This is a genomic window from Janthinobacterium sp. BJB426 (assembly GCF_002735705.1).
In the GTDB taxonomy this organism is placed as follows: domain Bacteria; phylum Pseudomonadota; class Gammaproteobacteria; order Burkholderiales; family Burkholderiaceae_D; genus Janthinobacterium.
Genome location: NZ_PDZL01000018.1, coordinates 31,765 through 48,907, shown reverse-complemented (window position 1 = coordinate 48,907; position 17,143 = coordinate 31,765). Strand labels below are relative to the sequence as shown.

At 51.3% G+C, this 17,143-nt stretch carries 11 protein-coding genes; 2 read left to right on the top strand and 9 right to left on the bottom strand.

Going from position 1 to position 17,143, the window contains the following annotated elements:
* Window positions 1-200: 200 nt before the first annotated feature.
* The 6 genes from CSQ93_RS23005 to CSQ93_RS29040 form a co-directional block, all read right to left on the bottom strand.
* Window positions 201-458, bottom strand: coding sequence for a hypothetical protein (locus CSQ93_RS23005; RefSeq protein WP_035826142.1), 258 nt, complete (start codon window positions 456-458; stop codon window positions 201-203).
* Window positions 459-1,585: 1,127 nt separating this feature from the next.
* On the bottom strand, window positions 1,586-4,840 hold the full coding sequence (locus CSQ93_RS22990) for a helicase (RefSeq protein WP_099380045.1): 3,255 nt from the start codon (window positions 4,838-4,840) through the stop codon (window positions 1,586-1,588).
* A complete protein-coding gene (locus tag CSQ93_RS22985) occupies window positions 4,837-6,639 on the bottom strand; it encodes a hypothetical protein (protein ID WP_099380044.1) in 1,803 nt (600 codons plus the stop codon). Before CSQ93_RS22985 ends, CSQ93_RS22990 begins: the two co-directional genes overlap by 4 nt.
* On the bottom strand, window positions 6,632-7,867 hold the full coding sequence (locus CSQ93_RS29050; protein WP_158301335.1) for a DUF6361 family protein: 1,236 nt from the start codon (window positions 7,865-7,867) through the stop codon (window positions 6,632-6,634). The genes CSQ93_RS22985 and CSQ93_RS29050 overlap by 8 nt, the downstream gene beginning before the upstream one ends.
* A gap of 129 nt (window positions 7,868-7,996) precedes the next feature.
* Window positions 7,997-8,272 carry a hypothetical protein gene (locus tag CSQ93_RS29045; protein ID WP_233516314.1) on the bottom strand — a complete coding sequence of 92 codons (276 nt, stop codon included), beginning with the start codon at window positions 8,270-8,272 and terminating at the stop codon, window positions 7,997-7,999.
* 725 nt (window positions 8,273-8,997) lie between these two features.
* On the bottom strand, window positions 8,998-10,197 hold the full coding sequence (locus CSQ93_RS29040) for a hypothetical protein (protein ID WP_158301332.1): 1,200 nt from the start codon (window positions 10,195-10,197) through the stop codon (window positions 8,998-9,000).
* A 250-nt stretch (window positions 10,198-10,447) separates the two neighbouring features.
* Here CSQ93_RS29040 and CSQ93_RS22970 point away from each other — a divergent pair, with 250 nt between their 5' ends.
* The gene (locus CSQ93_RS22970; protein ID WP_099380041.1) at window positions 10,448-10,741 is read left to right on the top strand and encodes an H-NS histone family protein; all 294 of its coding nucleotides are present in this window, start codon (window positions 10,448-10,450) and stop codon (window positions 10,739-10,741) included.
* A gap of 30 nt (window positions 10,742-10,771) precedes the next feature.
* Window positions 10,772-11,434: a hypothetical protein gene (locus CSQ93_RS22965; protein ID WP_158301331.1), complete on the top strand. Its 663-nt coding sequence runs from the start codon at window positions 10,772-10,774 to the stop codon at window positions 11,432-11,434.
* A gap of 225 nt (window positions 11,435-11,659) precedes the next feature.
* On the opposite strand, the gene CSQ93_RS22960 is transcribed toward CSQ93_RS22965, so the two are convergent.
* Genes CSQ93_RS22960 through CSQ93_RS22950 form a run of 3 tightly spaced genes read right to left on the bottom strand, consistent with a single transcriptional unit; the run spans window position 11,660 to window position 17,102 of the window.
* On the bottom strand, window positions 11,660-14,635 hold the full coding sequence (locus tag CSQ93_RS22960) for an AAA family ATPase (RefSeq protein ID WP_099380039.1): 2,976 nt from the start codon (window positions 14,633-14,635) through the stop codon (window positions 11,660-11,662).
* The gene (locus CSQ93_RS22955; protein WP_099380038.1) at window positions 14,635-15,231 is read right to left on the bottom strand and encodes an ABC-three component system middle component 1; all 597 of its coding nucleotides are present in this window, start codon (window positions 15,229-15,231) and stop codon (window positions 14,635-14,637) included. Before CSQ93_RS22955 ends, CSQ93_RS22960 begins: the two co-directional genes overlap by 1 nt.
* Entirely contained in the window at window positions 15,228-17,102 is a 1,875-nt protein-coding gene (locus CSQ93_RS22950) for an ABC-three component system protein (RefSeq protein WP_099380037.1), read from the bottom strand. The genes CSQ93_RS22955 and CSQ93_RS22950 overlap by 4 nt, the downstream gene beginning before the upstream one ends.
* Window positions 17,103-17,143: the final 41 nt, after the last annotated feature.

Below are 17,143 nucleotides of genomic sequence, written 5' to 3'. Positions count from 1 at the left end.
GATGTTTCCGGGCGAACACAACACTCGCCGGCTCCATGCGTCACACATGCCGTGACATCTTTTGTTATACACCAATCTGGCTGGTTAGTATTGCTTAAATTATCATAAGATACCGAGATACCAAAACTGTTTTCTTCGACCCGCCTGCCGACGCTGCCCACTAGCCGCATCACTGGATCTCGGCCGACTATTCTTTGCCATCAAGGGAGGGTCAAGTCCAACTCCAGACCGCCCATCCTGATAAGGAAGAAGGTGGCGATCCCCAGGCCCACGAGCAATAGCACGAAAACTGTGACCACCTTGCCGCTCGCGCGCAGCACCGCGCGATTCTGCTTCGCCTTATCCTTGTCCTTCTTCCCTTGATCGTAATGCCACTTGATGGCGAAGAACATGCCCGTGCCGAGCACGAGAGCCTTGAACGTCACGAAGACTATAGGGGTCCAATCCAAATCCGTCATTTTGAGTATTTCCAGTCTATTACTTGACACTATCTATCGTGAGGAGCACCACCTCAAAACGCTGCTTCAGCAGCTTCTGTTCCAACCATCTCCCAGGCACCCTGTTTGACTCTGTCATTATAGCTACCGATGAAATAACAATGGCATCGGGCGCAGTGATTTGCCATATGCAGATGAGAGAGGCGAAAACGTCAGCGACTGCCATACAAGGACGGTGTTGCTGCACGCTCTGATGCATACTACTTGAAAACAATATCCATACATTGGGACAAAATGTCCTAGTTGAAAACCATGCAAGATGAGAATTTTGCCATCTGTTTGCCGCGCTTTTCCGGGAACAAAAGGCCACGTTTTTGGCAGATTGCGCATGCGTTGCAGGCGGCGGTGGCGGACGCATCCTTGACACCGGGTAACCGCCTGCCTCCGCAGCGCCGGTTGGAGGAGTCGGGGCGGGCCAGGCGGGCCTTCGTCCCCAACGAAAGCCGTACCTACCAACATACCTACACAAAGGCATCGTGCAACAAAGGCTTTGCGTACTCCTCAAATACCTTGGCTTCGGGCAGAGGCGCAATCTAGTCGGGAAAAACATGGCCAACTGCGATAGTCGCCGCCTTCAACGCGATCATTTCGCCCCCCGGAAGGCCCCTGTCGGCATTGCTCAGCGAGGCGAGGGTCAGGTCCGGATTTCAGACACGGACTGAGGCGCAGGTGCTGTGAAAGCTGGCTCAGTCGAAAAGCTGATTGGAATCACAAACGCGCGCCTGCGGCGCGCGGGGCTGCCGCGCAGCGGCAGCAGTTGGAGGATTCGGGGCGGGCTGGGCCGGTAGACCCAGCCCTTCGAATCTCACACGCAGGGCGCGAAGGCGCCCTGCTCGATTCCGCCAGGCAATAAAAAACCGCCCGAAGGCGGTTTCTTTATTTCTTGGCGGAAGCGGTGAGATTCGAACTCACGAAAAACATTTCCCTTATCTTTCAATGACTTAGGATATCACATCAAGACCATTTTGTCACACCATGTTGTACCACCTCATGGCAAAAAAACAGCGAGACTAAGCGTGAACAGAAGAAGAGTGAGTTATACACAAGGCTAGTTTGCAATGCATCCGCATCACTTCCTCCCACCATCGCTACCTTGGGAGTTTTCGATAGTTTATCGGAGCCAAGTCGATGAGTAGAGCCCGACGAATTTCAGCAAGGTCTGCCTCACTATATTTTCGCTTAAGCAAATTCTCAACGAGTTCCTGCTGTCGCGGCTGGCCAAACGACAACCGATAAAGCGAGAGGATGCGTAGAACCTCATCCAGGCGCGTCAATTCGGAGCTGAATGGCATCGATGGCACAATACGTTCGATTTTTGCGGAGCCATCCGGAGCGTGCCAGAACGGCACAAGGTCAGTCCTCCGGTCTTCAGTTTTCGCAATATTAAACAATGCCTCCCAAACATCTGCCGGTCGATTTTTCCCCATACGACGCCCATATGCCTCTGCAATACGCTGGCGAACCACCAAAGATTTGAAGCGATTGATTCGCCCCTCACGCTGCTCCAGGTCTATTGGATTAGGCGGTAAGCTCCAATGTACGATACGGCGGCAGTACCAGTGGAAATCGAGTCCCTCTTGCCCAATAGATGTGGAGTTGAGCATGAACGGCCAGAACGGCGAATTGAACGCAGCTCGCGCATTCGTGATTCGGCTGACACCGGCCTCGTCCGAGCTCTTCTGATTGCCAAGAGGAACCGCGTAGTGGCAGTGGAATCGGACATCATAACTCGTGCCCTTCTTCGGTGGAGGCAGTTGAGTTTGGGCGGTCACGGATACCGCCCCGGTGTCGACGGCGACTTTAAACGCTTTCACCGAGTCAGTAAACGTTCTGTGAATTGACTTCAAGAGATGTAAATACTCGTCGAATACGGCTTGAAGATTACCCATAGCACTATACCGGGCGACTGCAATCCAAGGCTTATCGGCGCCACAAACGGCACGTAAAACACGCTGAGACTCGATGCGGTTCATCTTGTCGATGAATGACAGTGCCGCATCAGTCGCGCCGATTAAAAGATTCTCAGCATCTGCGCTCCCGGTATCTGTCCACGCTGCCCGCATACTTCGATTCATACAGACACCCGCGCCCGCTACGGAAAGGTCCACAAGATAGCGCTTGAGGTCAGAAGGCGGCTCTCCAAGCTCGAGCGGCTCTTTTTCGAGTAGAAGAAGCATGGATTGAACCTGAGACTTCCTCATATCAGAACTTTCAGACATCCTTTTCATTCCACTTGCCCATTGTCGTACGTGCGACTTTCCGCCTGCGGTGAGCCAATCGAGCAAGATAGGCGCCAAGACGTACCATGATTTCTTTTTTGAAGCTTTGCCCTTGCCAAACGTCGCGCACATTAGCTTGTAGTCGGCCGAGAGCTCTTTTTCAATTCTCTCCCTTAGCTCGTGCAGTCCATACTCACCCACGAGCTGAACAGCGCTCAACCTCGCTGATGGATACACGAGACCCCATGCTGTAGAAAGCGACTTCGCATCAAATCGAAACGTCCGTGCAAACTCATCACGGCTTTCAAAGTATTGTGGTCGCTTTCCGCGAATAGGGAGAAGCCTGCGCTCGCATTCATAGGAAACATAACTGCTCAGTGCCCTCGGCGCAAGCACAAGTGACGAAAACAGTAGGGTCTTACTGAAATTTTCCTGCCCTGCAAACGGCCCGTCTGCCTGGTAGTTAGGCATTGCCGGCGGAACCCAAAGCAGCCGCTCAGCCCCTGCAGACACAGCGGCATCCAATACCTCCCTAAAGCGAGCGCTTGGCGCATCACGGGTCAAATTAATCTGATATCCACGAAACTTCTCAACGGGAATCCATGCATCGCTAGAGCATTTCAAAGCCGCTGCAACCCCAGGAATCCATTTGTGCGCACGAAGACTTTCGCGCAACTGATAGCCGCCGAGAAAAGACAGACACCAAGGCGCTGCTTTATGCAACTTCATCACGTCGATACCCGCACTGCCGACGGAGGCCGCCTTTAGAGCTTCCGAGAGTCGGTCAAGGGCGATGTACTCATTGATTTCTGTTGGACTTGGTACGCTCGGCTGGGGTACAACGCTGCTAAAGATGCGGTCAATATTGGGCTCAATGCCTGCCCTCTCCGTTCGGCATATATAGGTCCGGAGAACTTTCTCAACAGCTGACTTCGCTTCGCTCTGCAGAGTATTTTCAGCCAATGGACTTTCAGGAAGCGAAAGTATGTCTGCAAGCAAAGCCTCCCGGTTCATCTGGTAGCGTTTCACAGTAGTTGGGTCGGCCCTACACAAATACTCCAAGAGTTCAGAAAGCTCCTGTGCGTGCGCCGTCCCCTCCTCCTCCTCACCTATATGAGTCAGCGCCTTGAACGGCGTTGCAGAGAGCAAAAGGGTCGCGTAATTAGTGCCTTCATGCAGCACACGCCTAGCAATGACTTGCTGCTCTGAAGTCTTTCCGTCTGAGCGTTCCGGGTCAACTGAAATGCTAACAAGGTTTCGGAACCGCTGAAATTCATCTAGGATAAAGAGGTCAGCCTTGAGATTTTGGGCGCATGCTTCGACGAACATCTCGCGAATTCTTCCGCGCACCTGCCACTCGAGATGTGATTGATTTTTCTCCTCGTCACCATCAAGTTCTGAAATACCCCGCAGTAAGCTCCGCCAAGAATGCAAGCTGAGTCCAATTGCCTTTGCTGCCGCAAATGCTTTGGCATCGAGTTGCGGTGACCCGCCCAGTCGGTCACTAAATTCCGTTAAGGTCTCGGGTTCAAGCCCCTCTGACTTTTCGTAGTACTGTTCCGCTACTTGCCAAGAGTGATTGACACCGTTTCGAAAGAATTCTTGGAGCTCGACGGTATCTTTAACGTATGCCGACTTCGATATCGCGCGCCAAATGATGTATCGCTCGCGCGCATTTCCACCACCTTGAGTCAAAGAAAACGAAGTCGCAGGCGTCAGAGAGCAAAGTTCTAGCAACAACCCATCTTTTGGTGCCGGCTGCTTCAGGCCTAGTTCAGCAAGGCGGCCAAAGCTTGGGGAACTAACCCATTTTTCAGCCCCTTTTCCGTGAAAAACAGCGAGCTTGTTTGCGTTCTCTTGGGCTAGTGCGAGATTTGAACAGATGTAAACAACCCGGAACGGACGCCTCAACTTGCCCCGATTCAAATAATTTAGCAGAAGCTTTGCGATTACACCTCGCGCCACGAGCGTCTTGCCTAGTCCGACTTCGTCTCCCACGAGAAGACGACCTTGCGGCCCAGCAGGACCAACAAGGCGTTGACAGGCCTCTTCTACAGTCGCATTCTGAAAATCCGTTAGTTGAGCTAACGAATCGTAAATATGGTCAATAGCGTCCTGGGTCACTTCTGAACCTCTGCATATATAGCAAAACCTTTAAAAAGTTCCTTGAGGCCAGGCGGTGTCGGCACGCCTTCATCGTCAAGTCGCTGGAAAACCCTTAGCGCCCTACCTAAACGGTCGGGCGCGCGAGCAGCCGCACGTAAAAGCTGTTCGTATAACCCTCCTGTACCACCGATACCAAAAATATCAACGTCAGAATCACCGCCATCAGCACGGAACCATTTCGACTTAGATGCGCCCGCATCCAACAACAATGCTAAGTAATTGAGCAGCTTTTCACTCGATTCAACCGTTTCTCGGAAAACCGCACGTTTGCGGGCGTCCATGATGTCGGCACTAAATGACGCTTGGATTGCGAACGTCTTACTGAACTTATTTTCATCCGAAGTTATTTCGATGGGCACGAAGGCGCTGACATCGGTCAATTTTAGCTTTTCCCACCGGAGCTTAGATGCAAGTTCCCTCCACACTTGTCGACAGAGAAGCCCCACCTTCACCCGGTAACCCGCTGGAAGCTGCGGCAACGGCGAGACGGAAAGCTCGACTGAGTAATTACCCTCAATACCCTGTTCGACATGGATGCTCCAGCTTGCAGAAGTCAGCGCATAGAGCGCTCGGCGGAAATCCGGATTGGCCTCGGCCGCGACATTCTTTCTATCACTAAAGATGTGCTTTTCAAAGACTCCTGTTTCCCCCCATTCGTCCAAAACCTTCTGCGGACCGACTTTGGAGTTCAAACCGACCAAGCGCAGCATAAGCTCTCGATTTCGAGGTGGAACGCCTTTCGAAGGCTGGCCAAAAGCCGCATTGGTCATGTTTGCAGAGCCGACGTGCCACACTGCTCCCTCAGCTGTTTTTGCCACTATTAGCTTGGCATGCAAATCCTGCTGCGACGGCTGGTCTTGGTGCAATCGTTCTTCACCGTCAACAACTAATTCCGAAACGGACTTTACATCCCAACCATCTAAGGTGGCCTCACCAATGGCATCCAGCGTGTCAGCACGACTAATAAGGGTCTTCCTTCCTTTGGTTCTAACCCCGAGCTCCCGCAGCAGACTCGTCTCATCAGCATCTACGAAAGGTGAAACCACAAGTAGCTCATCGATTTTCCCCTTCAAATCGATAGGAGTCATAGCGGCATTTTGGGGAGTTGGCGCGACGCCAGGAAGAATTGAAAATTCGTTGAATGCGGCGGGTTCATCCCATTTAACGGCTTCAAGCGTCTCACACATACTTTCCAGGCTCGCGGCATGTTTTTCTCCATCTACCAATGAGTGTAAAAATTCCACCAATTTAGGGTCCGAGTTAGCACCTCGCTTCACGACTCGGCCATCGATGGCCACCGCAATATCCAAGCTCCGGTCAAACGTCAGATTCCGAGAAAGAACAACTAGCCGGAGATGGACTGGCTTCTTGGAATCCTGAGGTGCGAATCGCAGCAACCAGATTTTCGGATGAAACGAAGCGAACGCCCCCTTCGGCCCATCCAACGCAACTGAAGGAACAAGCAATGGTTCAAGTAAGGTGAACAAACGATTGAAATTCTTTGGAACCTTTACATTTCCCTGATGGTAGAACACAAGCAGCCGCTCTTGCAGCTGGTCCAGCGATTCGAGCAAGGCCAGACGTTCACCAGAAATGTCGTCTTCAAGCGTTTCATTGAGATTCAACGCCAGAGATGCGGCTACAAGTGTCTCAAGGTCCAATGAGAACGTCGTCGCTATGCCAAGGTTTAGCCTATATCCAGGCGGCGCCTGCAACAATTCGCCGTAGTCTAGGCGGTCAGAGGTCACGCTAAGCATTTTTCCCCTCCATTACGTCGCTCAACATTCCGCGAGCGGTCGACCACCGATATTCAAGCTCCTTCATTCCATACCAAGTAGATTTGGTGCGTGGTAGCCGCACCAACAAAGAGCGACCTGGCTTATTCTTCAATGCCTGCGCCCGAACTAGTCCCTCAAGCTTCTTTTTCGGTGCGGCGTTAAACATCGCCTCGTTCCAATCGTCGAGGAAAGCGACAGTGCGAGGATTGACGGTGATGCCTAAGGCGCCCGGCGCATCTAGCCATTCAACTAAAGCACCACTATGGAATACATTGGATTGAGCAACGCGCGCGCGCCAACTCGAAAAATATCCCAGACACTTTTCAGCCAAATCGTCATCCTCCATTTCGTGAGCTAGAAGGCCATTGAAGATAATATGCGCGCCCTCGATTGCGTCGCTAAAGCGCTGAGCCTGGGCGATTCTCCCTTTAGAAATTAGACTCAGGCTCGTCTGTTGGGAAGCCCATACACTGAATGAGGCGAACCTCTTGTACTTTTCTTCTAAAGCGCTGTCAGCCAATTCTGTTGAGAGCAATTGTCCGGCGACCGAGTGCTCCAGCTCTTTCAAAGTACAAAAGCGTACGGACAAAAAATCCGCCTCGGCCTTACTAAGGTTCAGCGTAACATCATCACGCCAAGTACCACGTGCACCCGGCGGACGACGAACGTCCGATTCGAAACGATGCTCAGCATCATCACTCCCTTCCTCGGCATCGACTGCGCTGTAGTCCCCAGCATCCCGCTTCCAATCACGACAAAACTCTGCAAGTGACTTCGGAGAATTGATGATATTAAAAAGCTTCAGTCCGTTCCAATAGGTTGATGAGGGGCGACGGGCCACCCCGCCGCTTTCAACCATCGTGTGCCCGATGATGCCATCGAGCGGAAGGCCGGCTATCTCATGATTTGTCTTAAGTGTTCGAGCTAGCTCGTTTTCGGCTTCAAGAAGATACCTCTCAAGAGGTAGATTACGACGTTTTTTTGGCGACAAGCTAGCCCAATCGAGCAGAATGTGAGGGACGGCTAAAAAATATCTAGCTCTAGTTTGAATGGTGGAGAAACCAGGGAATAGTAGGTCTGAAAAAGCATCTCGAACCTGCCCTATCCCAAGCTCATCCAAAGTCCCCGGTTCTTTGAGAAGCGCTAGAACCTGTTGTACACGCGTGCGGTCATCTGAAGAAAAGTCTACCCAACCGAACCTAATCATTTAATTCCTATTTAACCGTGATGATACTGCCCCGACTGAAGTCATTTTTCCAAGTCCTAATCTAACCAGCTGTACACATTCTACTGGTGCAAGTAGCTTTCCGGCAAGACTCCTAACTAAATAGCATTGCTAAATGCCGCCAAAAACGAACTGGTGCATCACCATCGCTATGCCATCCGAGCCGATGTGCGAGTGGCGATACAGAAATACATCGAAAAACTTATATAACCGCCAGCGGTAATACTGGTGCCCCGGCATTGTTCCAGCCGCGTTGTTCGCCGAAATATTCAGCAAAGAGATGAAGGCGGCATGAAACACGATTGTCCAATATTGACAATACACTTCATACCTCAGGGAATTTTGAGACGAACTACGCGTATCGCCTATCGAGTAACGTTCTTCCAAGCCACAGCTTTCCCTGATTCGCTATATGGGATACACCTCCCCCACCGGTCATCTCAATGCCCCTACGCGAACTCATCTACGAACTACACTTGCCTGCAGCTACACCGTCCAACAATGAAATCAAAGGCATGCATTTCCACGCATACAAAAAATTGCGTAATGGCTGGCGCGCCAGTGTGCTGGCGGCTATTGGGGGAAAAATGCCCGCGGCACCGATTACCAGGAGCGCATTGGAGATAGAGCGATACTGCGCAGGCAGCTTAGACTGGGACAACGCGTATGGCGGCCTAAAGCCACTACTGGACTGCCTCGTCGCGCCAAGCGCGCGAAACCCTGATGGCTTGGGGCTCATCATGGATGACAGCCCAAGGTTCATGCCTGATGCACCGCGTGTGTTCCAGTTGCCAGCAAAGAGGGGCGCAGGTTACGCGGTGGTGCGAATTTACGCTGTTGACTAATCTCCCCTTGGCTTAGGCGCCTACATTCTACGGTTGGGACACTCCGCTGAGAAACTCCTCGCAGCGTGTCAAAATGGGCAGATTATTGGGAGGGGAAACTATGCATAAAATACATCTGAATTCCTTACGAAACTCCGATCATGCGCTGACCGTATTCGTCACTGTGCTCGTAGCATTCGTGTTGATTGGCTTTGTTATAGCAGTCTGCGCAATCCTGGCCGAACACCTTTCGCCCACTCGGCCTTTAAATAATGTGGGTGGTCGTGTTCAGCCTGATATCCGCCCCACATCGCAAGCTCTTTGCTTTAAAATTTCGTCAATCTGAGCAGGAAGGTGAAGAAGCTTTTCAACTATAACAGTCGGAAATGGTAACTTGCATTCCCTCAGCATACTTGCCGTAAATCCATCGGCGCGAAAAACGTCAACATACGGAAGATAAATGGCATGGTAGGCATCTGGGAAGTCACTTTCCTTAGACTCACGTGGTTGCTGGCTTACAACCGAACGTCGTGCGACATGCATTGCTAGAGTCAGTGCACAAGTCAATCCTGGAGCATCGCGCCACGGATTCTCAATCGGTTTGGATATTGCGCCTATGCTTTCAGCGATGTCACGCGCAACCTGAACACTACTGTCCGCAAGCACCTCGTAGAAGGTACGCATAGATAAATTCAAAAACTTCTTCGGGTCTTCCCCAATTGCAGTGTGGTTCTGCATTAAATTTTCAAATTGTCTCCGTGCTTCGCACAAGGCTTTTTTGAACTCGGCACCAATTTCTCGCAGGTGTTGAGACATGGCGGAAGCGCTAGACCAGTCTTTCGTGTACCACCGTCCGAAAACTTCTACATCTGTAATGGACTTGTTAAGTGCTCTCAAAGCATCATTGCGAGAAACCTCTCCAATGAAATACTTTTTAACTATACGTACAGCAGCTGTGTCCAGTGGCAGTAGATTCGTTGCCATGTTCCACTCACCCAAATTAGCCTCACGTATTTTTGCATACCATCTCGTCGTTGGTTTACCATTTCGTATGTATTTACGGCGCTCTTCTCTGCCGCATTTTTTTATATCATCGGCAGCAAGCTGCTCAACATCTGGAAAGAGCTCTGACACGTTAACTAGAGCTGGCATCCAAGTACCGTCATTACGTTGGACAATTACTTGGCGATGTACTCCAGTGCTATCTCGCGAAACCTCTGCTTCAATCACATCAATCGGATGAATTAAACTGTTTCTCCCGCAGAGTTGTTTTATCATATTAAATCGCCCCGTGGCCAATGGAATGGCTGCCGGAGACGTTGGAGCAGCTTCTACCACATGTGCTTCGCTGAAACGAATGTTAATTAAACCTCTACTTTTCATTGCAACTAGATAATCGAGTACACTCTTGTATTCCGGTGTTTTATTCTGGATATTACTTAAATCCGAAAAGTCGCTGCTATCTAAATATATTTGAATTGGTCGCATTATTTTCTATATTTTAAATTTACTTAAAATTTACAATTAATTTTTTAACATTCGTTATTCTCTAACTACACTTAACACAGCCTTGACTAGGTCCTAATCAGCACATGTAAGTCGAGTCCAATTGAATAAACTGCCCACTCCACCTATCACCCATGATGATATTCGTTCGGGTTTTACATTTCTTCCTACGCTTATGTTACATTGTGCGTATATTCAAACTGTTTGAATCGCCCATCCCCTTGGAGACACTATGACGTCGTACGCAGAGTATGTTGAACAAATCGCAAAATTGCAATCCCTGGCCGAGGCTGCCCGCAAAGATGAAATTAGTGGTGCAATTCAGAAAATTAGGGAACTGATGCAGTTGCATGGAATTACCGTGGAGGACCTCGCCGCCGGAAGTCGTGCGAAGCCGGCAAAAGCGAAGGGCACAGTGGCAGCTCAATTTAAGAACCCAGAAACAGGTGAGACGTGGACTGGGCGTGGGCGTGCACCACGCTGGCTTGATGGCAAGGACAAGGAACAGTTCCGCATCAAGAGCTAATAAACGTTAAGCTTGAAAATGAGCAGTCACTTGATTGATTACAGTGCGGTTCGCGCGAAACTCCGAACGTTGAGCCGCAGCAATCTTCTTGTCATCGCCGAGCGCGCTGCGGAGCTCATCCCAGCGGACCAACTGAGCGCACTGTTGGGTGACATCGTAGACCTCGGAGCTACTACCCTTCTCCCCGTGCCAGGACTGATTGACGACACACTCCAGTTCGTCGATGCGGCCATGGCAGGGCATTATTACGCGGCAGTCGAAATCAATAACCGAGGCCGTCAGGAACAATCTATCGGCACAGATGCTTTCGTTGCGGAGTTCGACCGGCTCGTGCGCAGATGTGCGCTTGCTCCAGAGCAAGGACAGTTTGCAGCAACGCGGGAGAGTGTTGGGCGTCTACTGGACTTGTTACGCTACATTGATGAAGGAAACGACAACGTCCTCTTTTTCACCGACGATGGCAGTTCGTTGAATATCAGCGTCAACTGGCATTCTTTACTTCAAGCGTATTTCAAGTGCCTATCGGCCATCTTGCCACCAGTCGAATTTGCGCACATCGTTCTATCGACCATTGATGAGTTTGTGCGCTATGACCGTGAACACCATTTGGTCGCAGCGCACGTTGTCGCCAGCGATGCACAACGCGACGCTTTGCGGACACTCGCGCTCGTGGGATATGAGGTCGAAGAATAGTGCACTCATTGAGGCCCGAATAAGTCTAGTAATTTCTTGATGTAGCAGCAAACGATTTAAATCGTTTATACCGTATGCTCGACATGCAATTGATACTTCACGTACGGGATGACCAACTTGGCGACATTCAAGGCCATCGTGAAGAAATACCCTCTCATGTCCCGGGAGACCATTTTTTGTGCGACCTAGTTGAAAGCCAGACGAGGAGTGAAGGCAAGTGGTTTGCTACTCGCGGCCGCCTATCTGCTTTGCGGTCATTCCATTCAGCGATGGCTCAAATGTCCAAAGCCTCGCGTCGATTCCGTCATTACTCAGCTTACGCATCAGGAAACGCGCTTGCTGAGCGTCGTGAGTAGTTAGAACAACCTGGAAGCCGTGCTCTGCAATGAAATCACGCAGCACGTCGAAGACAGACGATGCATGCACTAAATCATGGTGCTGAGTAGGGTCATCCAGCAGCAAGGCTTTCCAAGGCGACCATTGATGCACCGTCGCCATTGCAAGCATAAAGGACAGCTGCAAATCCGTCATTTGTGCTTGGCTTGCGATATCCGCTACCCCAACAAGCTCTCCGCTTAAGCCAACCTGAATCTCGGCGTAGTTCTTGGCTCGGTTCTTGTAATAATCCAAGTGAGTACCTGAGAATCGGGGCTCCTGAACTACCCGTCGCAATATCGCCTGCCAGTAGGGAACAACGTCTCCAACTCTGTCCCGAATCTTCTCAATACCGTTGGTCAAATGCGTGTGAAACTCTTCCAGCGTGCTCTTGCGTTCAGTGCTCAGCGCGTGCTCGTCTTTAACGCCCTTCAATTCTGCTATCAAAGTCTGGGCATGTTCGCTCTCGCTCTTGTCTCTCCTTGCGCCGTCAACCGCCAGCTGAGCATTCGCAAGAGCATTGGCTTCCGCGATACGACTGAGCTCTGTCTCAATGTCGCTGAGCTTCGACTTTGCGGCCTCCGCTTTGCCCTTCTCTTCCATCAGCTTTTCTTTAGCGGCTTTCAGTTGTTCATCAGAAGGCGGCATAACTAACCCAGCCAATTCCCATATGGACCGCTGTGTTTCAAAACGTGCTTGGTCCAGTTCTAATTGCTGCGTAATTCGGGAGACTGCAGCGTCGACGTCAAGCAGTGTTCTAGCCAAAGCGGATTTCTTGGCTTGTTCGTCTTCAATGCTAGCAGAACTTCCCAGCAACTCTTTCTCAAGAGAAGCCAATTCTTGCTCAACCTCTTCGATGGTGACGTCCACTGTGCCCAACGAGGCTAGTTGAGCAACCGCTGCCGTGGTTTCGCTAATCGTATCATCCAGTCGAGCTAGAGCTTCGTCATATTCCGCCAATTCTCTTCTTTCGGAGTTGAAACGTCCAGCCAGCTGAGTCATGGCCTCGAGACTAACCGGGGGCTCTTGCGCAGCACGCTTAGCATCGAGTTCTGAACTATCGTCATCGATTTCTCTCTGCGCCGCATCTAGTCGCCCTTGCACTTCCCCTAGCTCAAGCCCACCAAGAACGCTGTTAGCTCGGGCAGTTTTAATTTCCAATTCAATGCCAGCAATTACTTCGTTCAAGCTAGCGCGCAAAGATTGTGCCGCTGTGAGTTCAGCACTCTTTCCGTCGCTCGACTTTTGGGCTGCTTCTAATTTCTCTGCTGCTACACGAAGAGCTGCGGTCGCCTCACTAAGTCGTGGGTCCATAGCATCGAGCGCGTCCGAAATCCTACGACGCAACTCCTGCTCTCCGTGTAGTTCCAGGCATACAGGGCAGCGGTCGGTTCCAATAGGCAGTTTCTCGGCGACCGTCGAGACAGCTGCTCGGATTGCTCCGGCTGCATCTTGATACGACGCTAAAATTGACTTAGAGGACTGATGTTCCAATGCAGCCTGCTTCAGCTCGACTGTTGCATTACGGAGGCTTTCGTTGAGCGATGCAATCTCAACGTCCCTAGCCTTGAGGTTTTGCTCCCCAACTTTTTTCCGGCTTTCGGCGCCTTGCCAGTCAGCATAAGCCTGTTTAGCCGCAGCGAGGCCGCCACGCTTCAGTGCGACGTCCGCAGCCAATGCCTTGAGCACCGCATTGACATCCTTCGCCGTAAGTGCAGCATTATGAAATTTCTGCGTCGCATCGAACGCTGCATGTTTTTGCTCACGCGACCGCAACTGTTCCACTTTCTGCTGTCGTTGCGTTTCCAACAAGGACACCGTCTTTGCATAAGTACGCTTACGGTCAAGCGCCAGTTTCGTTTGTGCTACCTTCGCAACAAGCTCACGATGACTCGCCTCCGTCGCAACTATCGTTACGTTCAATGCGGCACCATTAGCCTGGTGCGCTGCCTGGTTCGATTTTTCCGTCTGTAGTTCTTGCTGAAGCCGCAATAGCGAGTCCGCAATTTCAACGCATGTAGTAGGCACTAGGACCAATCCTGCTAGGTTGCTAAGCGACGCCTCCTTTGACGCCAAAGTCTGACTGTTAGCCGTACTGACAATCGCCCACTGCTCGCGAACCGCCGCAACATTATTTAGTCCCGGCGGAATAGACAAGCCCGTAATTTGCGCTAAGCTCTCCGCTAGCACTGGCAGAGGCGTCAGCGGCTTGCTCAAATCAGTTTGAGCGCTATCACGCGCAAGCACTCGCTCATTCCATTCGTCCAACATCCTCTGCTTATCCGCGATACTGACTGTCAACTCGGTAAGTCGCTTGGAGACCGCTGGCTTCAATTTCGCAACAGCAGCGTTCACCTGAGACGCTTGGCGTCCCAACGGCAACATCGCAAGCTGCCCACCGGCGGCCTCACTGCGCTGCTGGCAGAACCAATCACTGTCCCGCTGATCAAGTAAGTGGGTAAGCCGAAGTAGGAAAGGAATCTCTTCTGGATTTATGTCATTGAAGATTTGGCCCAACCGCCCCTCATGGACAACTTTAACGCCTTTCTTAGTGAGCGAAACCTCCCGCTGCCAGTCGCCGAAATTGACCCGGACCGACGCGTCACCAATACCTTCGCGAATTAGAGGCGCCCACCGCCCGGCCACCCGCTTAACACCGGATGTAAGCGCCAGTTCAATAGCTTCGAGCACAGCTGTCTTGCCTGAGCCGTTGGGCGCAATCAAGATGGTCGCACCGGCTCCAAATTTAATTTCAACATCGGGGCCAAAACGACGAATGTTGTTGAGGACTATCGACTTAAGCTTAATTGATTCTTGAGTATCCATTAGAAGTCCATCTCTGGGTAAATGGTTTCGAGAATGTCGGGAACCAAATCCTTCCCTTGCTTCTCGCTCAGGAAGCTTCTTAACCACTGGTCCTGTACTGTATTTGTAAGCCAAGTATGCTTAGCTTGAGTCGATTGGAATGCGGCAGCAACAGGGTCAACGATTCCCTCGCCGGTCCCGCTCGCCGATAGGGATGCCAAGAATGTTCTGTCGAGTAGCGATGGAATCTCCTCTAACGAACTGGTCACATACTTTCGGCAAAACTGCTCGTCCGCCTCAATCCGAGAACAGTTGTGAGAACTAAATTCCTCTGCAAGCAAAATGAGATAAAGGTCCGAGGTATCTGGCTCTGGCAACATATCGCGAACTTGTGCAGTCCACCGTGAGACGGTTTTCCAGTCTTCGACTTTGTCAATGACGGCCAGCAGGACCGTGCGGCCGCTACTGTCGGGCTTTGTTACACGCCGCAACTTAAGCGCAGAAACGTCAGCCAACGATGGCTCCGCAAGAAGAGCCAACGATTCATCCACAGAAACCTCGAACCTGTTTTGAGCGCGAGTACGAACCTGTGCTTCAATCTCTCGATTCTTCATCATTTTGTCAGCTCAGTTTTCATAATATTTTCTTCTCGCGCAGAGTCGCGCAATTGGAGCTCAGAGGCCAGGAGAGCGGTGACCTTCGCGACCACTCCACTTCTAACAGCATCTCGAAACTGCCTCGAATTGGTAACTGCTAACTTCGCTCGGCGTGGCGCACCAAAGCTATCTTGGGAGGACAGGTCAGTGGCGATAGTCTCTCGATTTACTACGCTATGTGGCGCCCGCACTTGCGGCATCAAAACAATGTCGGAAAGTTCTTTCCCCATAAAATCTTCAATCGCGGAGTCATCGTCATCATCCACCAATTCACGCGGTATCCGATGCATGGATGCTGGACCGCCCCAGTACCTCAGCGCGATTACCCGCATTTCTTTGGCGGCTAGGAGCACGGTGATATCGGAGTCGCGGCTCAATGCAACTGCAGTGACCATCATCATCACTAAACCCTGACTGAGCAGCGGGACCGTCCTCGGTCCCAAGCGCATAATCCCCAGAGCTTTGAGCCCTTCACTAGAAGGATTCAACATGTCACCAAGCAGTACATTCACTTTTTGGGCGTCCGCATCAAGGGTCGGGAAAATCTTGCGCCAAAGAGCATCTACACGCACCTGTAAATCGCCGCCCGTCATGCCTCTAATCAGCCCACTGACATCTGCCTTGGTCAGCTCCCAAACTAACTTCCCCATCGCTGTGTCAAAGTTGGCGCATTCGAGGTTAGTGTCTACGACACTGGGTAGTTGGCGTGAGTCCACGCAGTAGGAGATGTCCTTAGCCTCGACCCATTGAAGATTGGAAAAGTCGTCCGATGTAACGCCTAATGTATTTGCAAGGGCACCTTTAATCGCAACGCTCCACGGCGAAAGCTCGGCCATGCTCGCATGGCCAGGGCCGCGTAAATGCAACGCCAATCGCATCAGCCGAACCGCAAGCGGGTCTCGTGAAAAAATCTGGTGGTCAAACTTAGCGCAAATTTTCAGACGCTTCGCTGATTGAGTGCCATCGTTCCAATAAATCGGAACAGTGTGGGCTGGGTCCTCAATGCCATTTGAATATCCGGTCGCGCATCCTGAAACGCCCCAAGAAAATGATATATCGTCGAACGCATACTGGGTCCAGATTGGAACCTCCGTCCGGAGAAATTGACTAATCAAAGTCAGCATCTGTCGGGGCGTCGCGGCGCCTGCATCAGTGGAGCCGTACTCGAGGTCATGCACCAGCACCCTGAACGCCTCCGAAGCAGGAAAGAAATACCTATCTAAAATGGATTCAGCCGCTTGCTCAATCTCTGGCTCAAGAGCTTTGATTTCGACTCTCAAATTCCGCAGCGCTTTGTGAATGTGCTCCCAGTCTTTGAAACCGCACCATGTTGTCAGCCAATCAAAGATGCGTGCCGCAGCCAGATTCATTTGCGCGTGCGCGTTCAGGCCAGCAGGAGTGGTAGCACTAAGATTACACAGCGCACAGAACTCTTCAAAATTTCTCATTTCGAATTCATGCTTAATCTTCACTTGCCTATCGGGAACTTGGACTGTAAAAATTCTTACTTTTCCGTCAGTAAGCGTAGTCGGCAAAAACCAGTCAGCAAGTGCTGCGATGGACTCGTCAAAGGCACTCCGGTCCCGAAGTTCAGACGATGCCGCACCCGATGTTGCAGGGGCGCCCTTCTTCTTTTTCGGCACTTTGTAATCGCGCTTGGCTTTATCCTTACTGAAATCCGTGGCCTGACGTTTAACTTGCGTATGACGCAGAGTGCCGTCACTCAACTCCTGCACAATATCATCCCAGTCAGGTACGGCGCCTTGCTCGCACCCGAGCCACTTCGCCGCTTGACGCCCCTCCAGATAAGCAACAACCATCTGCGACATCATCTGAGCGCAAACTAAGAAGGCGTACCTATCAGCTTTTTGCA